This is a genomic window from Pyramidobacter piscolens W5455 (assembly GCF_000177335.1).
Taxonomy (GTDB): Bacteria; Synergistota; Synergistia; order Synergistales; family Dethiosulfovibrionaceae; genus Pyramidobacter; species Pyramidobacter piscolens.
In genome coordinates this window covers 1-25,167 of the sequence record NZ_ADFP01000062.1, presented here as the reverse complement: position 1 = coordinate 25,167, position 25,167 = coordinate 1, and the positions used below count along the sequence as shown (strand labels likewise).

Annotated in this window: 24 protein-coding genes; 2 read left to right on the top strand and 22 right to left on the bottom strand. The window is 61.9% G+C overall.

What is annotated here, in order from left to right:
• The 16 genes from uvrA to HMPREF7215_RS05660 form a co-directional block, all read right to left on the bottom strand.
• Nucleotides 1-2,785 (bottom strand): excinuclease ABC subunit UvrA (gene uvrA, locus HMPREF7215_RS05735; protein ID WP_009164762.1); only part of this gene is annotated, 2,785 nt, incomplete at its 3' end.
• Nucleotides 2,742-4,793 carry an excinuclease ABC subunit UvrB gene (uvrB, locus tag HMPREF7215_RS05730; RefSeq protein WP_009164761.1) on the bottom strand — a complete coding sequence of 684 codons (2,052 nt, stop codon included), beginning with the start codon at nucleotides 4,791-4,793 and terminating at the stop codon, nucleotides 2,742-2,744. The genes uvrB and uvrA, both read right to left, overlap by 44 nt.
• 99 nt (nucleotides 4,794-4,892) lie before the next feature.
• On the bottom strand, nucleotides 4,893-6,869 hold the full coding sequence (gene ftsH / locus HMPREF7215_RS05725) for an ATP-dependent zinc metalloprotease FtsH (protein ID WP_009164760.1): 1,977 nt from the start codon (nucleotides 6,867-6,869) through the stop codon (nucleotides 4,893-4,895).
• A 27-nt stretch (nucleotides 6,870-6,896) separates the two neighbouring features.
• Nucleotides 6,897-7,436 (bottom strand): hypoxanthine phosphoribosyltransferase, encoded by a 540-nt coding sequence (hpt, locus tag HMPREF7215_RS05720; protein ID WP_009164759.1) that lies wholly within the window; start codon nucleotides 7,434-7,436, stop codon nucleotides 6,897-6,899.
• Nucleotides 7,427-8,731 (bottom strand): tRNA lysidine(34) synthetase TilS, encoded by a 1,305-nt coding sequence (gene tilS / locus HMPREF7215_RS05715; RefSeq protein ID WP_009164758.1) that lies wholly within the window; start codon nucleotides 8,729-8,731, stop codon nucleotides 7,427-7,429. Before tilS ends, hpt begins: the two co-directional genes overlap by 10 nt.
• A gap of 138 nt (nucleotides 8,732-8,869) precedes the next feature.
• The gene (gene rnc, locus HMPREF7215_RS05710; RefSeq protein ID WP_009164757.1) at nucleotides 8,870-9,565 is read right to left on the bottom strand and encodes a ribonuclease III; all 696 of its coding nucleotides are present in this window, start codon (nucleotides 9,563-9,565) and stop codon (nucleotides 8,870-8,872) included.
• Nucleotides 9,565-10,803: a beta-ketoacyl-ACP synthase II gene (fabF, locus tag HMPREF7215_RS05705; protein WP_009164756.1), complete on the bottom strand. Its 1,239-nt coding sequence runs from the start codon at nucleotides 10,801-10,803 to the stop codon at nucleotides 9,565-9,567. Before fabF ends, rnc begins: the two co-directional genes overlap by 1 nt.
• 106 nt (nucleotides 10,804-10,909) lie before the next feature.
• Complete coding sequence (acpP, locus tag HMPREF7215_RS05700) at nucleotides 10,910-11,161, bottom strand: acyl carrier protein (RefSeq protein ID WP_009164755.1); 252 nt, start codon at nucleotides 11,159-11,161, stop codon at nucleotides 10,910-10,912.
• 48 nt (nucleotides 11,162-11,209) lie between these two features.
• Entirely contained in the window at nucleotides 11,210-11,947 is a 738-nt protein-coding gene (gene fabG, locus HMPREF7215_RS05695; protein ID WP_009164754.1) for a 3-oxoacyl-[acyl-carrier-protein] reductase, read from the bottom strand.
• A 2-nt stretch (nucleotides 11,948-11,949) separates the two neighbouring features.
• Entirely contained in the window at nucleotides 11,950-12,900 is a 951-nt protein-coding gene (gene fabD, locus HMPREF7215_RS05690; RefSeq protein WP_009164753.1) for an ACP S-malonyltransferase, read from the bottom strand.
• A gap of 15 nt (nucleotides 12,901-12,915) precedes the next feature.
• Nucleotides 12,916-13,857, bottom strand: coding sequence for a nitronate monooxygenase (locus tag HMPREF7215_RS05685; RefSeq protein WP_009164752.1), 942 nt, complete (start codon nucleotides 13,855-13,857; stop codon nucleotides 12,916-12,918).
• Nucleotides 13,858-13,953: 96 nt separating this feature from the next.
• A complete protein-coding gene (plsX, locus tag HMPREF7215_RS05680; RefSeq protein WP_009164751.1) occupies nucleotides 13,954-14,985 on the bottom strand; it encodes a phosphate acyltransferase PlsX in 1,032 nt (343 codons plus the stop codon).
• Nucleotides 14,986-14,987: 2 nt separating this feature from the next.
• Nucleotides 14,988-15,590 carry a transcription factor FapR gene (fapR, locus tag HMPREF7215_RS05675; RefSeq protein WP_009164750.1) on the bottom strand — a complete coding sequence of 201 codons (603 nt, stop codon included), beginning with the start codon at nucleotides 15,588-15,590 and terminating at the stop codon, nucleotides 14,988-14,990.
• Between the two features lie 301 nt (nucleotides 15,591-15,891).
• Complete coding sequence (gene rpmF / locus HMPREF7215_RS05670) at nucleotides 15,892-16,107, bottom strand: 50S ribosomal protein L32 (protein WP_009164749.1); 216 nt, start codon at nucleotides 16,105-16,107, stop codon at nucleotides 15,892-15,894.
• 2 nt (nucleotides 16,108-16,109) lie between these two features.
• On the bottom strand, nucleotides 16,110-16,583 hold the full coding sequence (locus HMPREF7215_RS05665) for a YceD family protein (RefSeq protein WP_198004568.1): 474 nt from the start codon (nucleotides 16,581-16,583) through the stop codon (nucleotides 16,110-16,112).
• Nucleotides 16,584-16,707: 124 nt separating this feature from the next.
• Nucleotides 16,708-17,895: an acetate/propionate family kinase gene (locus HMPREF7215_RS05660; protein WP_009164747.1), complete on the bottom strand. Its 1,188-nt coding sequence runs from the start codon at nucleotides 17,893-17,895 to the stop codon at nucleotides 16,708-16,710.
• A gap of 99 nt (nucleotides 17,896-17,994) precedes the next feature.
• On the opposite strand from HMPREF7215_RS05660, the gene HMPREF7215_RS05655 reads away from it, so the two are divergent.
• Nucleotides 17,995-19,206, top strand: coding sequence for a tRNA(Met) cytidine acetate ligase (locus HMPREF7215_RS05655; protein WP_009164746.1), 1,212 nt, complete (start codon nucleotides 17,995-17,997; stop codon nucleotides 19,204-19,206).
• On the opposite strand, the gene coaD is transcribed toward HMPREF7215_RS05655, so the two are convergent.
• The 6 genes from coaD to HMPREF7215_RS05620 all read right to left on the bottom strand — a co-directional run bounded on the left by coaD (nucleotide 19,203) and on the right by HMPREF7215_RS05620 (nucleotide 24,862).
• A complete protein-coding gene (coaD, locus tag HMPREF7215_RS05650; RefSeq protein WP_009164745.1) occupies nucleotides 19,203-19,721 on the bottom strand; it encodes a pantetheine-phosphate adenylyltransferase in 519 nt (172 codons plus the stop codon). The two genes, HMPREF7215_RS05655 and coaD, sit on opposite strands and share 4 nt — an antisense overlap.
• Nucleotides 19,708-20,214: an RsmD family RNA methyltransferase gene (locus HMPREF7215_RS05645; RefSeq protein ID WP_009164744.1), complete on the bottom strand. Its 507-nt coding sequence runs from the start codon at nucleotides 20,212-20,214 to the stop codon at nucleotides 19,708-19,710. The genes coaD and HMPREF7215_RS05645 overlap by 14 nt, the downstream gene beginning before the upstream one ends.
• On the bottom strand, nucleotides 20,211-21,155 hold the full coding sequence (trmB, locus tag HMPREF7215_RS05640; RefSeq protein WP_009164743.1) for a tRNA (guanosine(46)-N7)-methyltransferase TrmB: 945 nt from the start codon (nucleotides 21,153-21,155) through the stop codon (nucleotides 20,211-20,213). Before trmB ends, HMPREF7215_RS05645 begins: the two co-directional genes overlap by 4 nt.
• A gap of 309 nt (nucleotides 21,156-21,464) precedes the next feature.
• Nucleotides 21,465-22,289 (bottom strand): Mrp/NBP35 family ATP-binding protein, encoded by an 825-nt coding sequence (locus HMPREF7215_RS05630; RefSeq protein WP_009164741.1) that lies wholly within the window; start codon nucleotides 22,287-22,289, stop codon nucleotides 21,465-21,467.
• A gap of 58 nt (nucleotides 22,290-22,347) precedes the next feature.
• Nucleotides 22,348-23,175, bottom strand: coding sequence for a LacI family DNA-binding transcriptional regulator (locus HMPREF7215_RS05625; RefSeq protein WP_009164740.1), 828 nt, complete (start codon nucleotides 23,173-23,175; stop codon nucleotides 22,348-22,350).
• A gap of 10 nt (nucleotides 23,176-23,185) precedes the next feature.
• A complete protein-coding gene (locus tag HMPREF7215_RS05620; protein WP_009164739.1) occupies nucleotides 23,186-24,862 on the bottom strand; it encodes a nucleoside kinase in 1,677 nt (558 codons plus the stop codon).
• 130 nt (nucleotides 24,863-24,992) lie between these two features.
• Here HMPREF7215_RS05620 and HMPREF7215_RS13165 point away from each other — a divergent pair, with 130 nt between their 5' ends.
• A complete protein-coding gene (locus tag HMPREF7215_RS13165; protein WP_009164738.1) occupies nucleotides 24,993-25,145 on the top strand; it encodes a hypothetical protein in 153 nt (50 codons plus the stop codon).
• Nucleotides 25,146-25,167 lie beyond the last annotated feature (22 nt).

Here is a 25,167-nt window from a genome sequence, read left to right as displayed (position 1 = left end):
GGATCGCCGCCGCCGTGTAGCCCCTGCCGCGCTCGGCCAGCTCCCGCGGCGCGCCGCAGTCGACCACGCGTCCGCCGGCGCTTCCGCCCTCGGGGCCGAGGTCGATCACGTAATCGCTGGAACAGATGATGTCCATGTTGTGCTCGATGAGCAGCACCGAGTTGCCCTGATCGACCAGAGCATGGAGGATGCGCAGCAGGCGCCCCACGTCGGGATAGAAAAGCCCGGTCGAAGGCTCGTCGAGCAGGTAGAGCGTGCTGCCGCCGAAGCGTTTGCTCAGCTCCTTGGCCAATTTGACGCGCTGCGCTTCGCCGCCGCTGAGCGTCAGCGCCGACTGGCCGAGGTGGATGTAGCCCAGTCCGGCGCGCTGCAGAAATTCGAGCTTGCGCGCGATCCTGGGCAGATCCTTGAAAAGTTCCATCGCCTCGTCGACCGACAGATTGAGCACGTCGGCGATGCTGTGCCCCTTGAACTTCACTTCCAGCGTCTCGCGGTTGTAGCGCGTGCCGTGGCAGACGTCGCACTCCACGTACACGTCGGGCATGAAGAGCATGGAGACGCGCCGCTCGCCCGCGCCGCCGCAGGCCTCGCAGCGCCCGCCCTTGACGTTGAAGCTGAAGCGCCCGCTGGCGTAGCCGCGCAATTTCGCCTCGGGCAGCTGCGAATACAGCTCGCGGATCGCCGAAAAGACGCCGGTATAGGTGGCCGGGTTGGAGCGCGGCGTGCGGCCGATCGGGCTTTGATCGACCATAGCCACGTTTTTCAGCCGTTCCCAGCCGAGAATGTCCTTGTGGCGCCCCGGACGGTCGCGGTAATCGGCGTCCAGCTTGCGGCGCAGGCCGCGGTACAGCACGTCGTACATCAGCGAGCTTTTGCCCGAGCCGGAGACGCCGGTCAGGCAGACCAGCGAGTTCAGCGGGATGGAGACGTCGACGCCTTTCAAGTTGTGTTCGGCCGCACCGAGAATTTCAAGACGCTCTTTAGGAAGCGCCAGTCGTTCCGAACGCACCATGCCGCACCGGTCGCCGCGCAGATAGGGGCCGGTGAGCGAATTCGTCTTGCGGAACTCTTCCGCCGCGCCGCGCTGGACCACTTCGCCGCCGTAGCTGCCCGCGCCGGGGCCGATCTCGACGATGTAATCGGCGGCCAGCATCGTGTCGCGGTCGTGCTCCACCACGATCACGGTGTTGTCCATGTCGCGCACCGATTTCAGCGCGCCGATCAACTTTCCCGTGTCGCGGCTGTGCAGGCCGATGGTCGGCTCGTCGAGCACATACATGACGCCCGACAGCTTCGAGCCGATCTGCGTCGCCAGGCGGATGCGCTGGCTCTCGCCGCCGCTCAGCGTGTCGGCGCGGCGTTTCAGCGTCAGGTAGCCGACGCCGACTTCAACGAGGAAACTGAGGCGCTTTTCCAACTCGACGATGACTTGGCTGACGACTTCGTTCTGCCCGGGGTCGTCTTTGTGCTGCCTGACGATCTCGTAAAAATCGCTCACCGGCAGCGAGGTCAGTTCGTCGATGTTCTTTCCCCAGAAACGCACCGACAGCGCTTCGGGACGCAGGCGCGTGCCGTGACAGGTCTGGCACTCGTCTTCGCTACGGTAGCGTTCCAGCTCTTCGGCCATCGTTTCCGACTCGGTGCTGTCGTAATAGCGCTGCAGCCACGGCAGCAGGCCTTCGTAGCGCCCCTGATACTCAGAGATCTCGCCGCCGCGCTCGAACTGCAGCAGCATGCGCACGTCGGAGCCGTACAGCAGGATCTGTTTCTGTTCCTGCGCAAGTTTTTTGTAAGGCGTGTCGAGATCCAGCCTGACCTTTTTCGCCAACTCTTCGAGACGGTACATCATGTACTGCTTGCCGCGGAACGGCAGCAGCGCCCCGGCCCGCACGGACAGGTCGGGATTGACCGCCAGTTCTTCGGAGAAGTGGCTGTGGCTGCCCAGCCCCGAGCAATCGGGGCAGGCTCCCATCGGGTTGTTGAAGGAGAACAGCGCCGGCTGGATGTCGGGCAGCGAGACGCCGCAGTCGGGGCAGACGAAGCGCTCCGTGAGCATGTCTTCCGTTCCGTCGGCGGCGATGATCACGAAGCCCTCGCCGAGCTGCAGGGCGGTCTGCACGGCCTCGGCCATGCGGCTTTTGCGGTCGGGCTGCACCGACATGCGATCGACGACCACCTCGACGCTGTGCTTTTTGTTCTTGTCCAACGGAATTTCTTCCTCGAGCCAGAGGACTTCGCCGTCGACGCGCACGCGCATGAAACCTTTCTTGCGCAGCGCCGCGAAGACGTTCTTGAACTCGCCCTTTTTGGCGCGCACGACCGGGGCGAGAACCTCGAGCCGGGCGCCGCCGTGCCGGCGGTAGATGCGGTCGACGATCTCGTCCACGGAATACTTGTGGACGGGCTTGCCGCACTGGGGGCAATACGGCGTGCCGGCGCGGGCGAACAGCAGGCGCAGGTAGTCGTAGATCTCGGTGACGGTGCCGACGGTGGAACGGGGATTGTGAGAAGCGCCCTTCTGCTCGATGGAAATGGCCGGCGACAGCCCTTCGATGTCGTCCACGTCGGGTTTTTTCTGCACGCCGAGGAACTGACGCGCGTATGACGACAGAGATTCCACGTAGCGACGCTGGCCTTCGGCGTAGAGCGTGTCGAACGCCAGCGAACTTTTTCCCGACCCCGAAGGGCCGGTGATGACGACGAGTTTGTTCTTGGGGATTTCCAGAGAGACGCCCTTGAGGTTATGCTCTCTTGCGTTTCTTATAACGATTTCCTGACGCGGCACGGAGACCGGTTCCTCCTTCTTCGTCGCCGAACCCGCCTTGGGGAGTTCGGCCTTCTTCCATAGCCTGGATCATGTCGCGGATCTTGGCCGCCTTTTCGAACTGGAGCTTTTCCACGGCCTCCCACATGAGCTTTTCGAGGGCCTCGTTGTCCATGTGCTCGATATGCTGCTGCGCGCGCTTGTTCTTCGCTTCGGGCGCGGCCTCGAACTCCACTTCCGGCAGCATGCGCTCGATGGACTTGTGGATCGTCTGCGGCACGATATGATGTTCCTCGTTGTATTTCAGCTGCGCCTCGCGGCGGCGCTTCGACTCGCCGACCGCCTCGCGGATGCTGTCGGTCACTTCGTCGGCATAGAGGATCACGCGCGAATCGACGTTGCGCGCCGCGCGCCCCATCACCTGCACGAGCGAGCGGTAGGAGCGCAAGAAGCCTTCGCGGTCGGCGTCGAGGATCGCCACGAGCGTCACCTCGGGCATGTCGATGCCCTCGCGCAGCAGGTTGACGCCGATCAGCACCTCGATGTCGCCGCTGCGGAGATGGTTGATTTCCTCCGCGCGTTCGAAGGCGTTCAATTCGGAATGGATATATTCGGACTTGACGCGCAGCGTGCGCATGTATCCGGCCAATTCCTCGGCGCCTTTTTTGGTGAGCGTGGTGACGAGACAGCGGCCGCCCGCGCCCCGGACTTTCTGGATCTCGGCCAGCAGGTCGTCGATCTGTCCCGTCGCTTTGCGGACCTCCACCTCGGGATCGGCGATGCCGGTGGGGCGGATCAGCTGCTCGACGACGCGCCTGGAGTGCGCCAGTTCCCAGTCGCCGGGCGTGGCCGAGCAGCAGACGACGCGCTGCATGTAGCGTTCGAACTCGTGCCATTTGAGGGGGCGGTTGTCGAGGCACGACGGCAGGCGGAAGCCGTGCTCCACGAGCACTTCCTTGCGCGCGCGGTCGCCGTTGAACATGCCGCGCACCTGCGGCAGCGTGATGTGCGACTCGTCAACGATCATCAAAAAGTCCGGCGGAAAGAAATCGATCAGCGTGCCGGGCTGTTCGCCCTCGGCGCGGCCGTCGAGGTAGCGCGAATAATTCTCGATGCCGGAGCAATAGCCGGCTTCGGCCAGCATTTCCATGTCGTAGCGGGTGCGGCTGCCGAGGCGCTCGGCTTCGAGGTATTTCCCTTCGGACTTGAAGCGGCCGACCTGAAGCTCCATCTCGCGCTTGATCTTGTCCATCGACTCGGCGATCGCGCCGTCGCTGGTGACGTAATGCTGCGCCGGGAAGACCGAGACGTGCTGCTTGCGCGCCGTGGAACGCCCGCTGACGGGATCGACTTCCTCGATGGATTCCAGTTCCTCGTCGAAGAAGGAAAAGCGCAGCGTGGCGTCGCTGTACACGGGATACACCTCCAGCACGTCGCCGCGCACGCGGTACTTGCCGGGCTGAAGGTCGAAGTCGTTGCGCTCGTAATAGGCTTTCATCAGCGCTTCCTGGAAGCTGCGGCGGTTCCAGCGCTCGCCCACGGAAAAATTGACGATGGCGTCTTCGTAGTTCTTGCGCTTGCCCATGCCGTAAATGCAGGAGACCGACGCCACCACGATCACATCGCGGCGTTCGATCAGCGACTTGGTGGTGGCGAGCCGCATGCGCTCGATCTGGGTGTTGATGGAAGCGTCCTTTTCGATGAACGTGTCCGAGCTGGGGATATAGGCTTCGGGCTGGTAGTAATCGTAATAGCTCACGTAATAATGCACGGCGTTCTCGGGGAAAAAGCGTTTGAACTCGCTGAACAGCTGCGCCGCGAGGGTTTTGTTGTGAGCCAGCACCAGCGTGGGGCGGTCGTACTTCGCCACGACGTTGGCGACGGTAAACGTCTTGCCGCTGCCCGTCACGCCCATCAGCGTCGAGCATTTTTCGCCGCGCTCCAGCCCCTCGAGCAGCGACTCGATGGCCTGCGGCTGATCGCCCGACGGCGGCCAGGGAGCGTGCAGTTTGAATTTTTCAGTCTCCATGATCGGACCTCCATGATGAGACAAAAACAAATGACGAAACGAAAGCGAAAAGAAAAGGACGGAGCGAAAAGATCCACTCCGTCCTTATATTGTACCAGTTTATTCGCCTTTTGCAGAGGGCGGTTCTTTTCGTTCCATCGGGGCCATCTCGTTGGAAACGACGGGCGCCCGCGGAATAAAGCCGTCCGCCGCCTTCTCTTCCGCCGGAGCCGGCTCTTCCGGCGCGGGAGCGCCGGCACTTTCGGACGCGGCTTTTTCTTCGGACTTCTCGGAAACGGGCTCTTCCTCGCCGAGCAGCACCGCCAGATCGTGACCGTCCATCACTTCGCGTTCGAGTAGCGTTTCGGCGACGAGATCGACCTTGTCCCTGTTGTCCGACAGCAGCTTTTTGACGCGAACGTAACACTCCTCCACGATCTTGCGGACTTCCTCGTCGATGGCGAAGGCGATCTGGTCGCTGTAATTGCGGTCTTCGCCCAGGTCGCGGCCGAGGAACACCTCATGGCGCTGGCGTCCCAGCACGACGGGGCCAAGAGAGCTCATGCCGTACTGCGTGACCATGCTGCGGGCCACCTGCGTGGCGCGTTCCAGGTCATTGCTGGCGCCGGTGGTGATGTCGCCGAAGACCAGTTCTTCGGTGACGCGCCCGCCGAGCAGCACGCAGATGTTGTTGGTCAGCTCGTTCTTCGAGGCCAAAAATCGGTCTTCCGCCGGCAGCTGCAGCGTGTAGCCCAGCGCCGCGCTGCCGCGGGGGATGATCGAGATCTTGTGCACGGGATCGCACCCGGGGATCAGCTTCGCCACCATCGCGTGCCCCGTTTCGTGGTAGGCGATGATCTTCTTCTCGCGCGGGCCGATCAGGCGGCTCTTGCGCTCGGGGCCGGCGATGGAACGGTCGATGCCTTCTTCCAGCTCGGCCATGCCGATCTCCGTTTTGCCGCCGCGGGCGGCCAGCAGCGCCGCCTCGTTGATGACGTTGGCCAGATCGGCGCCGACGAAGCCGGGCGTGCGCTTGGCCAGCACCTCGAAATCGACGTCGGGGGCGAATTTTTTGTCCTTGGCGTGGACTTTCAGGATCGCTTCGCGCCCCTTCACGTCAGGCGTGTCCACGACCACGTGGCGGTCGAAACGCCCGGGGCGCAGCAGCGCCGGGTCGAGCACGTCGGCGCGGTTGGTGGCCGCGATCAGGATGATGCCCGTTTTCTCGTCGAAGCCGTCCATCTCGACGAGCAGCTGGTTCAGCGTCTGCTCGCGCTCGTCGTGGCCGCCGCCGAGACCGGTGCCTCTCTGGCGTCCGACGGCGTCGATCTCGTCGATGAAAACCAGACAGGGCTGGTACTTGCGGGCCTGGTCGAACAGGTCGCGCACGCGCGAAGCGCCGACGCCGACGAACATCTCCACGAAGTCCGAGCCGCTGGTGCTGAAAAACGGCACGTCGGCCTCGCCGGCGCAGGCGCGGGCCAGCAGGGTCTTGCCGGTCCCCGGCGAGCCGAGCAGCAGCACGCCCTTGGGCACCTTGGCCCCCAACTTGGTAAAGCGGTCGGGAGACTTGAGGAATTCCACTACTTCCTTGAGCTCTTCCTTGGCCTCGTCGCAGCCGGCCACGTCGTTGAAGGTCACCTTGGGACGGTTGTCGAGGAACATTTTCGCCTTGCTCTTGGCAAAACTCATGACCTTTCCGCCACCGCCCTGCATGTTGTGCAGGAAGAAGATCCACACGCCGATCAGCAGCAGCGTGGGGAACACGGACGAAGCCAGCGTCATCCACCACGGCGTTTCCGGCGGCTCGGCGATCCTCACTTCTACGCCCCGGGCGGCGGCTTCTTCGGCCACATCCTTGACGCCGACGATGTTGCTGACGAACGTCTTGCCGTCGGCGTAGCGCCCCTGGGCCTTCATCTCGTTGATCGTGAAGTTTTTGATCCGTCCCGCGGCCAGATCGGTCTTGAATTGGCTGTAAGGGACCTCCGCCACTTCCGGCCCCGCGGTCTGAGGCGTGAGAAACATGTTTACGACGCTGACGACGAGCACCACGAGGATCAAATACACGCCGAGATTCTTCATTAATCGCTGCACAATGGCGCCTCCTTAAAATTCATAACATCACTCCGAGACGGAGCGCACCGTGTGGATCGAAGGCAGGTTGCGCATCTTCTGATCATAATCCATGCCGTAGCCGACCACGAACTCATCGGGAATCACGAATCCCGTATACTCCACCGGCACGTCGACGACGCGTCGTTCCCTTTTGTCCAGCAAAACGCACACTTCCACGGACGCGGCGCCCTCGTCCTTGAAGTATCCGCGCAGGTGCTGCAGCGTCAGCCCCGTATCCACGATGTCCTCGACGATCAAAATGTTGCGTCCCTTCACTGCGATGCCGGTTCCCTGCGAGATGGTCACTTTGCCCGACGACGTGGTCGAAGCGCCGTAGGATGCGGCCTTCATGAACTCCATGACGACGTTCACCGACGGCGAGATCTCGCGCACCAGGTCGGCCATGAAGATCACCGCGCCGCGCAGGATGCCGATGACAGTCAAACTCTGCCCGTCGTATTTTTTACTGATTTCCGATGCCAGCACGCGAACGCGCGCGGCGATCTGCTCCCTGGCGATCAGAACTTCCGCTGCCTTCAATTCCATAAAGATTCCCTCCAGCGCCCGACAAGGGGACTCAAAACAACCTCAGCAACGATGTTATATTTTACACTATGGCGAAGGATTTCCCATTGGTTTTGTTTTTTTTCCGCCCGAAAAACATTTTTCTGAAAAATCACCGGAAAAAAAGACGTTGTCACATCGTATTTTTCACTGTTTTTTTGCAGAACGACCGGCCGTGCCCCATCGAGTGGACAGCGTAGGCCAAAACCGGCCTCCGCAGACGCGTCCTTCCGCCGCAGCGAAACTCTCCAGCCGCCCCAACGCGCCGTTTCGCCGAGCGAAAGCTCAAGCGCCTCCAAACGCTTCTCCGCCGCCGGATGCCAGCACAGCATGCCGCCGCCGGCTTCCACGTCGACCGCGGAGCCCCATTGGAACACAAAACGTCCGGAGCGGCGCATCAAGCGATCCAACTCTTCAATGCGCACTCTGGACAAGGCGGGCAGCTCCAGCCGGCGCCCCACAAAGCGCACCAGTTCCCGGCGCTGGAACTCGTGGACGCGGCGCAATTTGCTCAGGCTCAGGCACGGCCAGCCGCGCTGCGGCAGCGAGACCTCGCGGCACAGCGCGGACGACTGTTCTTCCTGCATCTTCCGCCAAAGCTGCGCCTCTTCGGCCAGAGAAGCCAGATGCTCGACGACGCCGGAATTGACCTCGCGGGCCAACAGAGGCATCACTTCGTTGCGGACGCGGTTGCGCTGGTAGATGTTCAGCGCGTTCGTCTCGTCGTCTACCCAGCTCCAGCCCTGGGCGCGGAGAAAATCGCGCAGTTCCTGGCGGCGGAACGAAAGCAGCGGCCGGATATAAATGTCGCGCTGTTCCGGCATCCCCGCCACGCCCCAAAGCCCGCAGCCGCGGGCCAGATTCATGAGCGTGTTCTCGGCCAGGTCGTCGCGCGTATGCCCCAGCGCCACCAAGCGACAGCCGAATCTTTGCGCCGTCTCTTCGTAGAGCTCGTAGCGAAGCCGACGCCCCGCCGCTTCCTCGGATTCGCCTTTGCGTGACAACGCGGAGACCGGACGACGCTCGATCACGCAGCGCACGCCCAATTCCGCGCAGCGCTTTTTTACGAACTCGCCGTCGCGGGACGAAGCGCCGCGGAGACCGTGGTCCATGTGAAGCACAACCAACTGCGAAGGCTCGTAAAGCCGGGAAAAAGCGCACAGCAGGCTCATCGAATCGCTGCCGCCCGAAACGCCGAGCAGCACCGGCGTTTGACCGAGCCAGCCGCGTCGTTCCATGACGCCGCGAAAGCGCCGCGGCACATCGCTTTTCGTCACGTCAGGTTCTCCCCTTTCCTTCGCCTCACGGAAATTGATTCTAAATCGAATACGCGGCAAAATCAAGTTGAAGGCGCAAATAAAATCACGCCCGCGTCATAAAAAATCGCTCGTCCGCAGACGGACAAGCGATCTTTGTCAGAGCTGTTCTTTTGACGATTCGATCAGTTTCAAGGCCGCCCTTGCCGCCGCCTGCTCAGCTGCCTTGCGACTGGTTCCTCTGCCGCGGGCAAGTTCCCTGCCGTCCAGCAGAGCCCGGGCGATAAAAATCGGATCGTGCTCCGGCCCTTTGCGCTCAAGAAGTTCATAATAAGGCGCCGGACCGTTCCGTTCCTGGCAGAGAATCTGCAGACGGCTCTTCGGATCGAGCTGCTCGCGCGCCGCTCCCCGCGGGCGACGGTTCAGAAAAGCGCGGGCCTGTTCCAGCCCGCCGTCGAGATAAAGAGCCCCGATCAAAGCCTCGACCGCGTCGCCGATCATGTTTTCGCTGGCGCTGCCGCGCTGCCCCATTCCCAAAAGGAGCAGACCGTCCAAGCCCAAGGAGTGCCCCCAGGCGGAAAGCACTTCTTCGCGAACCAGCGAGGCGCGCTCGCGGGTCATCTGCCCTTCGCTGGCGTCGGGGCGGGCGCGGAACAGTTCCTCGCTGATCAGCACTTCCAGCACGGCGTCGCCGAGAAACTCGAGACGCTCGTTCCAGAACGGAACTCCCCGTTCGTGAGCGTAGGACGAATGGGTCAGCGCTTCTTCCAGCAGAGCCGGGTCGCTGAACTCGTAGCCGATGCGCCGCTGGAACTCGAGCAGGTCTTTTGTCCGCGCCAGCTCCGCCTCGTTCATCAGCCTTCGTACTTTTGCAGCGCGAGCACGCCGTTGTGCCCGCCGAAGCCGAAATTGTTGACGAGGATGCGTTTGACGTCCCGATCGTACAGCGTTTCAGCGACGACGTTGACGTTGCACTCGGGATCGGGCGTTTCGTAGTTGCGCGTCTTGTGGACGATCCCCTGTTCGAAAGACTGGAGCGCCGCCACGACCGCCACGCCGCCGGCCGCACCGAGCGTATGGCCGAAAATCGACTTGGTGGAAGTGACGAGCGTGTCCTTCGCCTTGTCGCCGAGAAGTCCGTTGATGGCCTTGGACTCCATGATCTCGTTGAGATGAGTGGACGTTCCATGGGCGTTGACCAAATCCACGCCGTCCCAGCCCGACTGCGTCATGGCCAGCTCCATGGCCTTCATGGCGCCGACGCCGTCGGGATCGGGAGCGGTCAGATGATAAGCGTCGCATGTGGCGCCGTAGCCGGTCAGCTCGCCGTAAATGTGAGCGCCGCGGGCGCGGGCGCGTTCAAGATCTTCGAGAACGACGACACCGGCTCCTTCCGCGACGATGAAACCGGCCCGGTCTTTGTCGAAGGGACGGCACGCACGCTCCGGATCGTCGTTGTGAGTCGTACAGAGCGCCTTCATGGAGGCAAAACCGGCTACCGTCAGTCCCATCACGCAGGCCTCGGCGCCGCCGGCCAACATCACGTCGGCGTCGCCGCGCTGGACGGCGTACCATGCTTCGCCGATGCTGTTGATCGACGACGCGCAGGCGGTGACGATACACATATTGGGACCTTTGCAGCCGTACTTGATGGCGATGTAAGCCGAGGTCATGTTGCTGATCATCATCGGGATGGCGAAAGGCCCGACGTGACGGGGGCCTTTTTCGGAAAGGTCCTGATATCCTTCCCAGCTGGTATGCAGCCCGCCGGTGCCGGAACCGATGTAGACGCCGAACTTCCATGGATCGACGGAAGCCGGATCAAGTTTTGCGTCTTCAAGCGCCATCGACGCCGCTGCCGTCGAGAACTGAATGACGCGGTCGGTGCGCTTGGCCTCTTTTTTAGCCATATAAAGGTCAGGGTCAAAGTCGCGAACCTCGCCCGCAATTTTCACATTGTAGTCGGACGCGTCGAAAGCGGTGATGTTCCTGATGCCGTTTTCTCCCGCTTCGAGGGCGCGCCAGTAATTATCCTTGCCGATGCCAACGGGGCTGACCACGCCGAGCCCGGTGATCACGACTCTTCGATTCATTTTGAGATCTCCTTGCCGCCTCGGTGGGCGAAATACGATAAATGACTCTTCAAAATCGGGAGAGGATCGCCGTACCGGTATCCTCTCCCCCGCACATACAGCTCAGTTACTCCTCAATGCCAAGCTTACTGGCGGCGTAGTTGATCGCTTCACCGACAGTGGTCAGCTTCTCGGCATCCTCATCGGGGATCTCGATGTCGAACTCTTCCTCGATGCCCATGATCAGCTCGACGATGTCAAGGGAATCGGCGCCGAGATCTTCCACAAAGGAAGCCTCGGGACGGATCTGCTCCTCTTCCACGTCAAGACGGTCGATAATGATTTCCTTCAGGCGAGCGAGAACATCTGCTTTAGTCATAGCTCAAAGCACCTCCATAAAAATATGCGGCCTCGTAAAAGAACCGCTCTATGCCATTGTCATCCCGCCGTCGACGGCGAGAACCTGACCTGTGATATAAGAACTGCTTTCCTGGACGAAGAAGGACACGGCGTTGGCCACGTCCTCGGGATCGCCCTGACGTCCCTGCGGAATGCCCGTCAGGATCGCTTCCTTGGCGGCGTCGCTCAGGACTTTCGTCATATCGGTGGCGATGTAACCGGGAGCGACGCAGTTCACCGTCACGCCCTTGGCGGCATATTCGCGCGCCACGCACTTGCTGAAGCCGATCACGCCGGCTTTGGCGGCGCCGTAATTGGCCTGTCCGGGATTGCCCGTGACGCCGACCACCGAAGAGATGTTGACGATCCGCCCCCAGCGGGCGCGGACCATGGATTTGATCGCTTCGCGCGTGCAGAGGAACACGGACTTGAGATCGGCGTCGAGCACGTCGTCCCAGTCGGCGTCTTTCATTCTCATCAGCAGCCCGTCTTTCGTCTGCCCGGCGTTGTTCACAAGGATCTCGACGGGGCCGAGGGACTCTTTGACGTCGTCGAAAAGCTTTTTTACCGCTTCGGAACTGGAAACGTCGCCGGCAAAAGCCAGCGCTTTTCCGCCGGCGGCCGTGATCTCGTCCACCAAGGACTGGGCCGCTTCCGCCGAAGAACGATAGTTCACCGCCACGGAACAACCGTCGGCGGCCAGGCGCTTCGCCACCGCGCGGCCGATGCCGCGGCCGGCGCCGGTTACTAAGGCAACGCGAGCCATCGTTACGCCTCCGCTTTCTGCTCAATAAAGGAAGCTACCTGCCCCAGATCGGCAGGCTGCTCCACGTTCAGCGTCGGCGCGTGACGGTCGATCTTTTTGATCGTGCCTGCCAGAACTTTGCCGGGGCCCATTTCGATAAAGCCTTCCACTCCCCGAGAGGCCATGGTCTGCACGCTTTCGACCCATCTGACGGGGCTGTACGTCTGAGCGTAAAGCCCATCGCGAATCGCGGAAACATCGCTCACAGGTCGGGCGGAAACGTTGGCGACCAGCGGGCAGCGTCCCGTACTCCAAACGCACTTTTCCATCTCGGCCGCCAGACGGTCCGCCACGGGGCGCATCAGCGAGCAGTGGAACGGAGCGCTCACGTTCAGCATCACGGAACGCTTCGCGCCTTTTGCGGAAGCCAGCGCGACGGCGCGCTCCACCGCAGCCGTGTGGCCGGAGATGACCGTCTGCACCGGCGTGTTGTAATTCGCCGCTTCGCAGACTTCCTCCTGAGCGGCCTCCGCGCAGATGGCGCGGACCGCGTCGGCTTCAAGCCCGAGGATCGCCGCCATGGCCCCCACGCCTTGAGGCACGGCTTCTTGCATGAAGGATCCGCGCTTGTGCACGAGGCGTACGCCGTCGGCCAACGACAGCACGCCGCTGGCGACAAGGGCCGTATACTCGCCAAGGCTGTGCCCGGCCACAAAAGCGGGATCCAGCGTCATGCCTTTTTCCTGAAGCGCGCGGAACACGGCGATGGACATCGCCAGAATAGCGGGCTGAGTGTAGGCCGTCAAGACCAGCTTGTCCTCGGGGCCGTTGAAGATGATGTCGCTGAGAGAAAATCCGAGAGCCTCGTCGGCTTCGGCAAAGGTCTCTTTTGCCGCTCTGGAAACGCCGCACAGTTCCTTTCCCATGCCGACGGCCTGAGAGCCCTGGCCGGGAAAAACAATCGCATACTTCATAGGCTTCGACTCCTTTTAAGCTTTGGCTTCCAAGTCCTTGAGAATAGTTCGGGCCTCGGCGACCATGCTTTCGATGATATCGGCACAGGAACGAATGTCTCCAACCAGCGCAGCCGACTGGCCGGCCATGACGGAGCCCCGTTCCATGTCGCCGTCGACGACGGCGGCACGAAGACGGCCTGTGCCCAACTTTTCGATCTCGGCCACCGGAGCGTGATTGTACTCGAGATCGAGAAATTCCTTCGTCAGTTTATTGGCGATGCAGCGCACGGGATGCCCCGTGCTGGCGCCGGTCACCGCGGTGCAGCGCTCTTTCGCCCTGACAAGTTCCTGTTTGTAATCGGGATGCACCGTGCATTCTTTGGAACAAACGAAGCGAGTTCCCACCTGAACTCCCTTGGCTCCGAGCGAGAAAGCGGCCGCCATGCCGCGGCCGTCGACAATGCCGCCGGCGCAGACGACGGGGACTTTCACCGCTTGAGCCACAAGAGGCGTGAGCACCATGGTCGTCAGCTCGCCGATATGTCCGCCGGCTTCCATGCCTTCGGCCACCACGGCCTGCGCGCCCTGACGGACGGCGCGGATCGCCACCGCCGTGGAAGCGACGACGGGCATGACGATCGCCCCGAGAGGTTTTAGCCGCTCGATCACTTTGCCGGGGCTGCCGGCGCCGGTCGTAACGACTTTGATGCGATACTTGGCAGCCAGTTCCACCGCAGCGGGAGCCGTAGGCGACATAAGCATGATGTTCATGCCGTAGGGCTTGTCGGTCAACTCGCGAATTTTGAGCAATTCTTTCTCCAGCAGCTCGGGCGGCGTCGCTCCTGCGGCGATGATACCAAGGCCGCCTGCATTGCTGACCGCAGCGGCCAGCTCCGCATTGGCGATCCAAGCCATAGCCCCTTGGATCACAGGATGTTTAATTCCCAAAAGTTCCGTGATTTCCTTACCGAGCATGAAGAAACGAACCCCTTTCGTTTTTCGCAGTCGGCGCGCTGCCGACACAAATCCCCACAAACATCATAAAACGTTCCGACAAACGTTGTGCGATCGTCAGCACAGCGTCTCCTCGGCAGCGACCTTTTCCAGTTCCTGAGCGATATCCTCGCGGATGCGCTCCAGCGCGTTACGCTCCACAAAGCTGTAGGCCACGCCGATGGCGTTGGCGATGGCGGGCGCTTTGGAACGCCCGTGGGCTTTGATCACCGCACCGTTCACGCCCATCAGCGCGGAACCGCCGTAGCGCTGATAATCGACGCGCGCGCCGAGTCTCTTCATGGAAGGGTACAGCAACAGCGCGCCGGCTTTCGCCAGCCAAGACTCCTGGATGGTTTCTTTGACCAGTCCCTTGCAGAACTTGATCAATCCTTCAAAGGACTTGAGCATGACGTTGCCGGAAAAACCGTCGCAAACCACGACGTCCGCGTCGCCCATGGGGACTCGGTTGGCCTCGACATAACCGCCGAAATTCAAGTCGTCGCTCGCGCGCAACCGTTCGCGAGCCGCCACGATGACGTCGTCGCCCTTGATCTCTTCGGAACCATTGGAAAGCAGGCAGACCCGCGGCGACAAGGAGAGCTTTTCCACGTCCTTCATGTAAACGGAACCCATCAGCGAAAACTGCACCAGATTCAGCGGCTTGCAGCGAACGGTGGCTCCGGCGTCGAGAAGGAACACCGGTTTCTTCGTCGGCAGCAAGATCCCCAAACCGGGGCGGTCGATGCCCTTCAGACGACCGACCACAAGCACGCCGCCGGCCACGATCGCGCCCGTGCTGCCGGAGGAGACGCAGCCCTTGGCCTCACCCGACCGGACCATTTCCATAGCGATGCGCATGCTGGAACGCTTTTTGCAACGGATCGCCTTCGCGGGCGACTCGTTCGGATCGACCACTTCCTCGGCATGAATCACGCGAATACGGCCTCGGACGCTGCCGTCAGCTTTGTCCAGATAAGGTTCAATGACGGTTTTATCCCCAATCAAAGCGATCTCGAGATCGCTGTTTCTATTGCATGCTTCAATGACGCCAGGACAAACGGCAGACGCGCCGTGATCGCCGCCCATGGCGTCTACGGCAATTATCATGATTATCCCTCGCTCCCCCGCACGGCTAAAACCGTACTTTCTTCTCCGCTCGACAGAGCCCGCACGATAAAGCGCCCCACGTAAATCTCTCGCTCACCCACGCTGGTATGAACGCTCACAATGTATTTATCGCCTTCATGGACGCCCACTTTCGCCCGGGCCACCAGTCGGTCTCCCACAACCGCGGGAGCGCTGTACCGGCCGCGGAACGTCTGCACGACGACCATATCGGCTTCCACGACAGCGATCGCAAGGGTGCTTGCTTGAGCGTAGATATATTGGTCCCAGACTTGATTGGTATGCCGAAAAGCCATTTCCTTGGTGGTTTGAAGCACGGACAGCGCCCAGATGTTCGGCTCCAGCCCCAGAAGTTCGCCGATGAATTCCTCCTGCTTCAGAGAACGCAGGCGGCTGACAGCCCGTTCGGCCATCTGACGAGTGCGCTCGCGCAGTTCCGGTACGCCCATGAGAGCGCGGTCGAGCCGGATCGTGCTGAGACTCACTTTCAGCAGCCGAGCGAGGTCTTCGTCGGTATAGAGAGGATTCTGTTCTATCAGCGCGAATAACTTTTCGTGGCGCTTCAATTTGCCATTTTTCAGTGACATGTTCCTCCCCCGCTTTTAACACCTAGTCCTAATATCTACTCTCGAACTACGCGAAGTATAAAGACTTTACCGTGAAAGGTCAATACACTTTAAGTCGCCCCGAAATATTTTTTACGTATGAAACCGTGCAGAAATGATTATCCTTCCGCGCCGGTGCATTCTCCCCAAGGAAAGGATTTTCATTGCTTCGCCCCGGTTCTTCTCGTCAATAGACCCTGACCTCTCAAAAGAAACGCAAAGAGCCCCCTGCAGTACCAACTCTATGCAGGAGGCTCTTCAGTTTTCTGTGAGCAGATCAAGCTTACTCGGCTTTCGCTTCGGTTTCGGCCTTGTCGGCGGCGACCTTGAGCACCTTGCGGCCGCGATAATAGCCGCAGACGGGGCACGCGCAATAGTTTTGGATCATTTCGCCGCAGTGAGAGCAGGCCGTCATGTTGGGAGCGGTCTTTTCGCCCAGCCAATGGGCAAAGCGCATGTGAGTCCTGCGGTGGGACACTTTCATCTTCGGGGTTGCCATAGTCATTTCCCTCCTTTTTGCTTTTCTTCATCCAGTAAATCTGTCAGAGCCAGGAAACGCGGATCCATTCGATCCTCGGCGGGGAGGAGCGAATCGATCTCGATGCATCCCTCTGGGCACGTCGCGTAAAGCGGCAGAGCCACCACAAGGCATTCCCACACGAGATCGGTCACGTCGATACTGCCGCCGAGCCACGGAACGGGCATAACGACTCTGTTGGAATCGGAGAATAATTCCTCTTCTTCTTGTACTTTTCCAACATCTTCCGACTGCAAGATGTAAGAATACATGAATTCCTGCTGAATTGCAACCGTTAAAGGCGCACAACATCTACGGCATTCGGTAGCAACTTCTCCCTCGATCCCGATCAAAACGTCGGCGCCTTCGGGCGTTCGCCGCGTTTCCGCGGTGACTTTGAGCGGCCGCGTGAAGGGGAATTCCTGAGCGCCGCAGGACAGCGGCTCTTTCAGGTCCAAAGTCCAGGCCCGAGAGAGACTGCGCTGCGAGTCTTTCGCTTCCGGCAAAGGCACAACGAAACGCCAGTCCGCCGGCCGTTCGGTCAGTGCCATGGGGCTTGCTCTTCCCGCCTCAGGTCCCCGCTCAGAAAGCCATCTTTTTGGTGTCGCGGGCGATGACCAGCTCTTCGTTGGTAGGAATGACGATGACCTTGACCTTGGAATCGGAGGCGCTGATGACGCGTTCCTCGCCGCGGAAATTGTTCTTGGAATAGTCCATCTTCACGCCCAGGAATTCGAGCCCTTCGGTGACCATCTGGCGAGTCGTGGCGCTGTTCTCGCCGATGCCGGCCGTGAAGACGATGGCGTCGACGCCGCCCATGGCCGCCGCGTAAGCGCCGATGTACTTTTTGACGCTGTAAGTCAGCATTTTGTAAGCCAGAGCGCACTTGACGTCGCCCTTGTTCATGCCCTCTTCGACGTCGCGAAGGTCGGCGGAAACGCCGGAAACGCCGAGCAGGCCGCTCTCCTTGTTGAGGATCTTGTCGGTTTTTTCCGCGCCTTCTTTCTGGGCGATGAAGGTGACAACGCTCGGATCGACGTCGCCGCAGCGAGTGCCCATGACGACGCCGGGAAGCGGAGTGAAGCCCATGGAGGTATCGACGACCTTGCCGTGGTCGACGGCCGCCAGCGAGCTGCCGTTGCCGAGGTGGCAGGTGATGATCTTCAGCTCTTCGATGGGGCGGCCGAGGATCTCGGCGCAGCGGGCCGACACGAAGCGGTGGCTGGTGCCGTGAAAGCCGTAGCGGCGCACGTGGTCTTCCTTGTAATATTTCTCGGGCACGGCATAGCGAAAAGCGTAATCGGGCATGGTCTGATGGAACGCCGTGTCGAAAACGCCGACCTGAGGCACCGAGGGCAACGCTGCCGTGATCGCCTCGATGCCGATGATGTTGGCGGGATTGTGAAGAGGCGCAAGAGGCGCGCAGCGCTTCAGAGCGTTCATCACGGCAGGCGTGATTTTGACGGAGCTGGCGAACTCCTCGCCGCCGTGGACGACGCGATGCCCGACAGCGCCCAGTTCGTCGAGGCTCTTGAGCACGCCGACCTTGGCGTCGAGCAGCGACTTGAGGACGAGATCGACAGCGACCTTGTGATCGGGGATCGCGGTCTCGGTCACCACCGCGTCCATGCCGATCTTGGTGTGCTTGAGGCGGGAACCGTCGATGCCGATGCGCTCGACCAGACCTTTGGCAAGCACGGATTCGTTGTCCATGTCGAAGACCTGATACTTCAGAGAGGAGCTGCCGCAGTTGATAACGAGAATCTTCATTGCAAAAAAACCTCCTTGACGTTTTTGACGCTCTGTCGTATATCCAAACTGTCACTCATCCCCTGCCGCCGAGGGCAAATTCAGAGGAGAATCACCATCATGAGAAAAATCGTCGGCGTCGTCGCCGAATACAATCCTTTTCACCGAGGCCATCGATACCAGATCGAGGAAATAAAAAAGAAAAACGCCGGCGCGGCCGTTATCTCCGTTTTGTCGTCGAACTTCCTGCAGCGGGGCGCGCCCGCGCTGCTGGACAAATGGGAACGCGCCCGCGCCGCGGTGCGCTGCGGCGTCGATCTGGCGCTCGAGCTGCCGCTGCCTTTCTGCGGCAACAACGCCGGCGTTTTCGCCGGCGGCGCCGTGGCGCTGCTGAAAGCAACGGGCGTCGTCGAGGCCATTTCCTTCGGCATGGAAGATGAAACGGATCTGCTTGGCGTAATCTCCGCTATTTTAGTCCAGGAACCTCCGGCTTTCAAGGCTATTTTACAGGATTTCTTAAAAAAAGGACATTCTTACGCCCAGGCGAGGGCCGGGGCAATCGAGCGGCTTTGTCCCGGCGGCGGCGCGCTGTTGGGCAAACCCAACAACACGCTGGCCGTCGCCTACGCGGAAGCGGCGCTGCGCCAGAAGGCCGGCTTCGAACTGTTGCCGGTGCGGCGCGCCGGCGCCGGCTACAACGATCCAAGCGAAGGCGAAATCATGAGCGCGACGGGGATCCGCGAAGCGCTTCTGAACGGACGGACGGAGGTCGCGTACCGCGCCATGCCGGACGAAAGCGCGGCCATCCTTCGAAAAAATATCGCCGCCGGGCGCTGCTGCCTCGATTGGCAGCCGCTCTGGCAGGCAGTGCGGCTGCTGCTCATGCGCGCCGCAAGCGCAGAACTGGCACGGTACGCCGACATCAGCGAAGGCATCGAGAACCGCTTTCTCGACCTGTACCCGCGCTGCGAAAGTTTCGAAGAACTGGCCGAACGGGTCGCCACGCGCCGCTATCCGCGCACGCGCGTCCGCCGTCAGCTCATGGGCATGCTGCTGAACGTCAGCGAGGCGGACAACCAACTCTTTCAGCGCCGCGGCCCCGCCTACATCCGCCCGCTGGCGATGAACCGGCGCGGGCGCGAGCTGCTGCGCCTGATGCGCAAAAAAAGTTCACTGCCGGTGGTCACGAAACCCGCCGGGCTGCGCGGCGACGGCTACGCCCAAAAGATCATGGCGCTGGAGTTCCGCGGCGCGGCGCTGTGGGAAAGTTTTCTTCCCCGCCCCGACTGGGAGCGCGAGAAGAAGGCCGTGCCGCTGCTCCTCGACGACTAGCTTTTCACCACAGCGGCGCCGGCTTTGACGCCGCTGTGAAAGCGCTCCACCAGGCGGCGGTGCACGTAGGGCGGCACGAGGTTGCGCACCTCGCCGCCGAGCTGGAACACGTCCTTGATGGTATGGCTGGAAAGGAACGAATATTTGGCGTCGGTGACGATGAACAGCGTTTCGATCTCCGGCGCCAGCTGACGGTTCATCAGCGCCATCTGAAACTCGTACTCGAAGTCGGACAGCGCCCGCAGGCCGCGGATGACGATGCTGCTTTTGCGCTGGCGCAAAAAATCCACCAGCAGTCCGGAGAAAGAATTCACCGTCACGTTGGAAAGATGTTTGAGAGCCTCGCGAGCCATATCGACCCGTTCGTCGATCGCGAAGGCTCCTTTTTTGTCGGGATTGATCAGGACCGAGACCTCGACCTCGTCGAACAGCGCCGCCGCGCGTTCGGCGATGAACACGTGGCCGTTCGTGATCGGGTCGAAGGAACCGGGATAGACCGCCTTATGCCTGTACATCGGAGACCTCCTTCAGTTTGAGGAAATCGAGCACCGAAACGCCGTAGCGCCGCTCGTCCACCAGTTCCCAGGGCGAATCCGCCAAGTCGAGCGCCTCGCGTTCGGCGCGCTCGAGGATCACCGTGCCGCCCGGTTTCAGCAGTCCGGCATGAGCGCCGAGGAGCCGCGGCAGCTCGCTCATCCACTTCATCTCGTAGGGCGGGTCGGCGAAGATCACGTCGAAGCTCAGCTCGCGTTTTTCCAGCCAGTTCAGCGCCCGGCGCACGTCCATGCAGAGGGCGGTGTGATTTTCTTCGCCCAGCGCGCGGCGGATCTCCGCCGCGCGGTCGCGCAGCAGTTCCACCGTGACGATCGACGCGCCGCGGGCGCGCGCCTCCTTCGCCACCCGCCCGGTGCCGGAGAACAGATCGAGAAAGCTCATGCCCGACAGAGGCCCGAGGATGCTGAACAGAGCCCCAAGCGTCTTGCCGGCAGTCGGTCTGACCTCCTTCACCGCTCCTGGATCCTTCGCGCCACGTCCTCGATGGCGAAGCGCACCGCCGGCGTCAGAAACGGGGCGAAAACGCCGTCCAGTTTGACCAGCGTACACTCCGGCTTACTGACGATTTTGACGTAGAACTTCTGCTCGTAGCCGGAGTCGGTGCAGATCGTCTCCTCCAGCAGCGTGCCGTCGGCGGCGCGAAAACCGCCGCGGAAAGCCCAGTGCGAATCTTCGCCGTGACGCCCCTGCGCGCTGCCCGTCCGCCCCGTCACCGTCCGGTCGAGAAGTTCAAGATCGACCGGCGCCGCCGGCGCGATTCTTACGTGCATGTCCTCCACGCTCCCTTCTACCATTCGCGGCACGCTCCAAAGCGCCGTTTTCTCGATGTAAAGATGATGAATGTCCTTGCCCATGTCCAGCCATTTGCGCTCGTACTTGGTGGTAAGGTCGCGGCGGAAATTGAGGCGGCGCTCGGCCAGTTTCAGCGCCGCGTGAGCGCCGAGGATGCGTTCGACCTCGTCGGCGTACCAGCCCTCGTCGGTGGCCATCTCGAAGACGCCGCCGATTTTCAGCACCGAGGCCAGCACGCCGGAAAACCCCTCCGAGGTGACGCGGCGGCGCGCGTGGCGCTCCTTCGGCCAGGGGCAGGGGAAGCTCATGTAGATGCGCTCCACCGAGTCGTCGGCGAAGCACTCGCGCACGAGGAAGCGCGCGTCGCCGCACAGAAGGCGCACATTCCCCAGCTTCAGGCGCACGACGCGCGAGAGCGCTTTTTCGAGACACATATGGGAAACTTCCACGCCGTAAACCAACGCCTCCGGACGTTTCTGCGCAAGGTCGACGAGAAAATCGCCGTTGCCGAAGCCAATCTCGATCAGCCGCGGCGCGCCCTCGCGTTCCACCGGCAGACGGCAGTCCGGCGTCGGCCTGAGGATCACGTCTCCACGATTCAAAATTCTTCCCTCCAATGCCTTAAAAGCCAGGACTTTCCCTGCGCTTTGCAGGCGTGGAATTCTCGTTTTCTTCCGAAAAGACGGTTCATTATAACAAAAAGTCCGCGACGCGTGAACGGTCCGCCCGCCGCCGTTCTCGCAAACGAAAGACGTTTCACGTGGAACATTTTCGATCTTCCCTTGGCGTAGCTGCGTTCGCGGCGATGTCTTTCAAGAAATGCGACGATCGTGCGCCGAACGGCGACAAAAAAGCCGGGCTTCTTTTTTCGTCGACGAAAAATGAAGTCCGGCCTCCCGTTCAAAAATCGCTCACGCGCGAACCTCCACGCCGAGGGCCGCGGCGGTCAGAGCCTGCATGAGCTCTTCGTTCTCGTATTCCTCGAGGCGCCCCGCGTCGCCGAGCTCGGCCAGCTTCTGGTCGACGGGGATGCGCGCCAGCGTCTTGAGGTTGAAAAGCTTCTCGATCTCCTCGCGGTGCGACGAGCCGAAAAGGTCCCAGCGTTCGCCGCAGTGCGGGCACACCGCGTAGGACATGTTCTCCACCAGGCCGAGCAGCGGCACGTTCATCATCTTGCCGAGATTGATCTGTTTCTGCACGATCATCGTCGACAGGCTCTGCGGCATGGTCACGGCCAGGATGCCGTCGACCTGGATGCTCTGCATGACCGTCAGCGGCGCGTCGGCGGTCCCCGGCGGCAGATCGACGACGGCGAAGTCGAGGCCGTCCCAGGCGCCGTCCTCCCAGAACTGCTTGATGGTGCCGCTGATCAGCGGTCCGCGCCAGACGACGGGCGCGCCGTCGTCCTTGAGCAGCAGGTTGACGGAAAGCACTTTGATGCCGTTGGCCGTAGCGGGCATTTGGATCTTGTTGTTCTCCACGTACGGCGGCCGATCGATGCCCAGCAGTTTCGGGATCGAAGGGCCGGTGACGTCGGCGTCGAGCACGCCGACGCGGTAGCCGGCGCGGTTCAGCGCCACCGCCAGCAGCGCCGAAACGGTGCTTTTGCCGACGCCGCCCTTGCCGCTGCCGACGGCGATGATGCGGCCGACGCCCTGCCGCGTCGGCCCGGGTATTTTATTGCAGTTTCCGGCCGACGAGCAGCTGCTGCACGAACCATTACACGTTTCGCTCATAACGCAAGCCTCCCCAAATAAAAACTCAACGGCCCCATCATACCACTTTTACGCCGTTTTATCCGAGAATCAGCTCTCCGGCCGCGGAAACGAGCGTCGTTTTGACCAGCGTCACCGCCGGTCGCACGCCGCTGCCGCGGATCGCGTTGGTCATCACGCGCGCCGCCAGCACGCCCAGCTCCCTGACCGGCACGCGCAGGCAGTCGACGTGCAGCAGACGCGCCAGCCGTTCGTCGCCGCAGATCAAATCGGGACGTTCGCCGTCGGGCGGATTTTTCGGGGCGTCCCAGATGACGAACGGTTCGCCGACGCCCGTCTCAGTTTCCAGTTTCGACAGGAATTCCATCACGGCCGCCGGACCGCCGCGGTAGCGCACGGGACGACGCCCCGCCAGCGCGCGGATCCGCGCCGAAACGCTCTTGCGCTCCAGCGCCACGCAGAATTGGCCTGCGCGGGAACTCGCCCCGATGCACACCACGGGGATTTCCAGAGCGCCGAGTTCCGGCGCCGGGGCGCCGAACCAGATCAGCCCGTCGGCCTTGCGCCCTTCGATGCGGCGCAGCACGTTAGCGGCCAGCGAGGCGCTGCCGCCTTCAAAAAGGAGCAGTTCCATCTTGCAGCGCGACAGCACGCCAGCAGCCGCGCTCAGAAACTCGCCCGTCCAGGGCGCGTCCATGCGTTCCAGCACCACGGCGGCGACGCCGGTGCGCTTGCTGGAAAGCCCGCTGGCCACCGCGTCCAGTTCGTAGCCAAGTTTTTTTGCCGTCTCCCAGACGCGCCCGCGCGTCTCCGCGGAAATGCGGCGGTCGCCGCGCAGCGCGCGGCTGACGGTGCCTTTGTTGACGCCTGCTTCGAGCGCCACGTCGGCCATCGTGACCCGAGCCATGACGCGCGCCTCAGATTTCGATGATGCTGCCGCCGATGAACTCGCGCAGCAGCGAGTTGCTGGGCACCAGCCGGGAATCCATGGCCGGCACGAAGCGCAGCATGCGCAGCAGACGCATCGCCTCGCCGCGCTGGGGCGAATCCTCGCCGACGGAGCGCAACAGGTTCTCGGCATAGGGCTTCATCACCGGCAGTTCGTAGATCAGCGACGAGTTGAACATCACGTCGGCGTTCTTCTGATAGGGGAAAATATATTTCGCCGCGCCGCGCACCACCGAGGGCCAGCGGTTCAATGTCGCCTCGGGGGAGTTGCCGCGGGTGCGGTTGTCGCGGATCAGACGCCGCAGCAGACGCAGCTCGGTCGTGCTGGTGCGGGAATGCTGGTCGAGGCAGAGGCTGGTCAGCGGCGAAAGGAACACGCCGTAGCGCGCCTGCGGCGGGATCGCCGCAAGTATTTTGTCGTTGAGCCCGTGCAGCCCCTCGAGGATCAGCACGTCGTCCTTTTCCAGTTTCAGTTCGGCTCCGGCCATGCGGCGTCCCTCGTAAAAGTCGAAGCGCGGCAGCCGCACCGTTTTTCCCGCCAGCAGCGCGTGGACGTGATCGTTCAGCAGCTCGGTGTCCACCGCCTCGACCGCCTCGAAGTCGCGCTTGCCGTCCTCGTCCAGCGGACACTTGTCGCGGTCCACGAAGTAATCGTCCAGCGAGATCGCCACGGGGCGCCTGCCGGCCACTTCCAGCTGGATGCGCAGCTTGTGCGACGTCGTCGTCTTGCCGGATCCCGACGGGCCGGCGATGGTGATCACGCGGCGCTCGGGGACGCTCAGAAAATCCTGCGTCACCTCGGCGACCTTCTGGGCGTGAAGCGCTTCGGACATGAGGATCAGTTCCTTGCCGCCGTCGCGCGCCACCGCCTCGCAGATCTCCACCAGATTGACGACGTGGAGTTTGCGCATCCAGTCGGCGTAATCGAGAAAAACCGTGGAAAGCTTGTGCGAAGGCCGGTATTCGGGCAGTTCGCCGCGGCTCAGCGCGACCGGGAAGCGCAGCACGATCCCCGGCGCCAGTTTCGAGAGCTTGTAAGGGCGGAGGTAACCGGTGGAAGGCACCATCGGCGAATAGAAGTGGTCGCGCTCGCCGTCGCAGCAGGCCATTTCCACGGGCAGATCGGACCACATGTGGGCCAGCAGCTTCGCCTTGTCGGGACGCTCGTGTTCTTCGAAAAAGCGCCGCGCTTCGTCGATCGGCGTCATTTCGGCGCGGATGGGCAGATCGGCGGCGATGATCCGTTCCATTTCCGCGGCGATGGCCCCGACCTTGTCCGCGAGGATCTCCTCGTCTTCGCCGTTGCGCCGTTCTCCCGGACGGGGCACGATTTCCCAAAACGTTCCCTCGGAAATGGAATGGGTCACCCGCAGTCCGCGCCCCAGCACGCGGCGAGCCGCGATGGTCAGCACGAAACTCAGCGAGCTCTGGAAGACGCTCACCCCCTCAGACGAGGCGAGGTCGACCCAGCTGACCCGGGCTTCCTTGTCCACGATCCAGTTTAGCGGCCGCAGATAATGGTTGACGTGCCACGCCACCACCGGCACGCCGCCCCGCGCGGCGCCCGCGCGGCGCAGCAGTTCCTCGCCGCTTGCCGGCGCGTCGCACGGCAGAATTTTTCCGTCGGGGAAAGCGACGTTAAACATTTCCCACCCTCCTTGCACAGGACTGCGCGGCGAAATTGCACGGCGCGCATTTTGCTTTTCATTATACAATGCCCTACAATATTCGGCGCAGCGCCAATGAAAAATCTTCGTGCGAAGGAGGCGAACGTCCATGGCCGACGGATTCGAAAGCGACCGCAGCGAGGCCTATTTCAGCGGCGGTATGAAACCGCGCCCGGCGCCGCGACGCATCGGGGCGGCCGAGAAAAAACGCCGCGGAAAAACGGCCGCGGCGGAACGAAAAAATCCCCGCGCCGGAGGATAAAAATTTCCTCCGCGCGGGGATC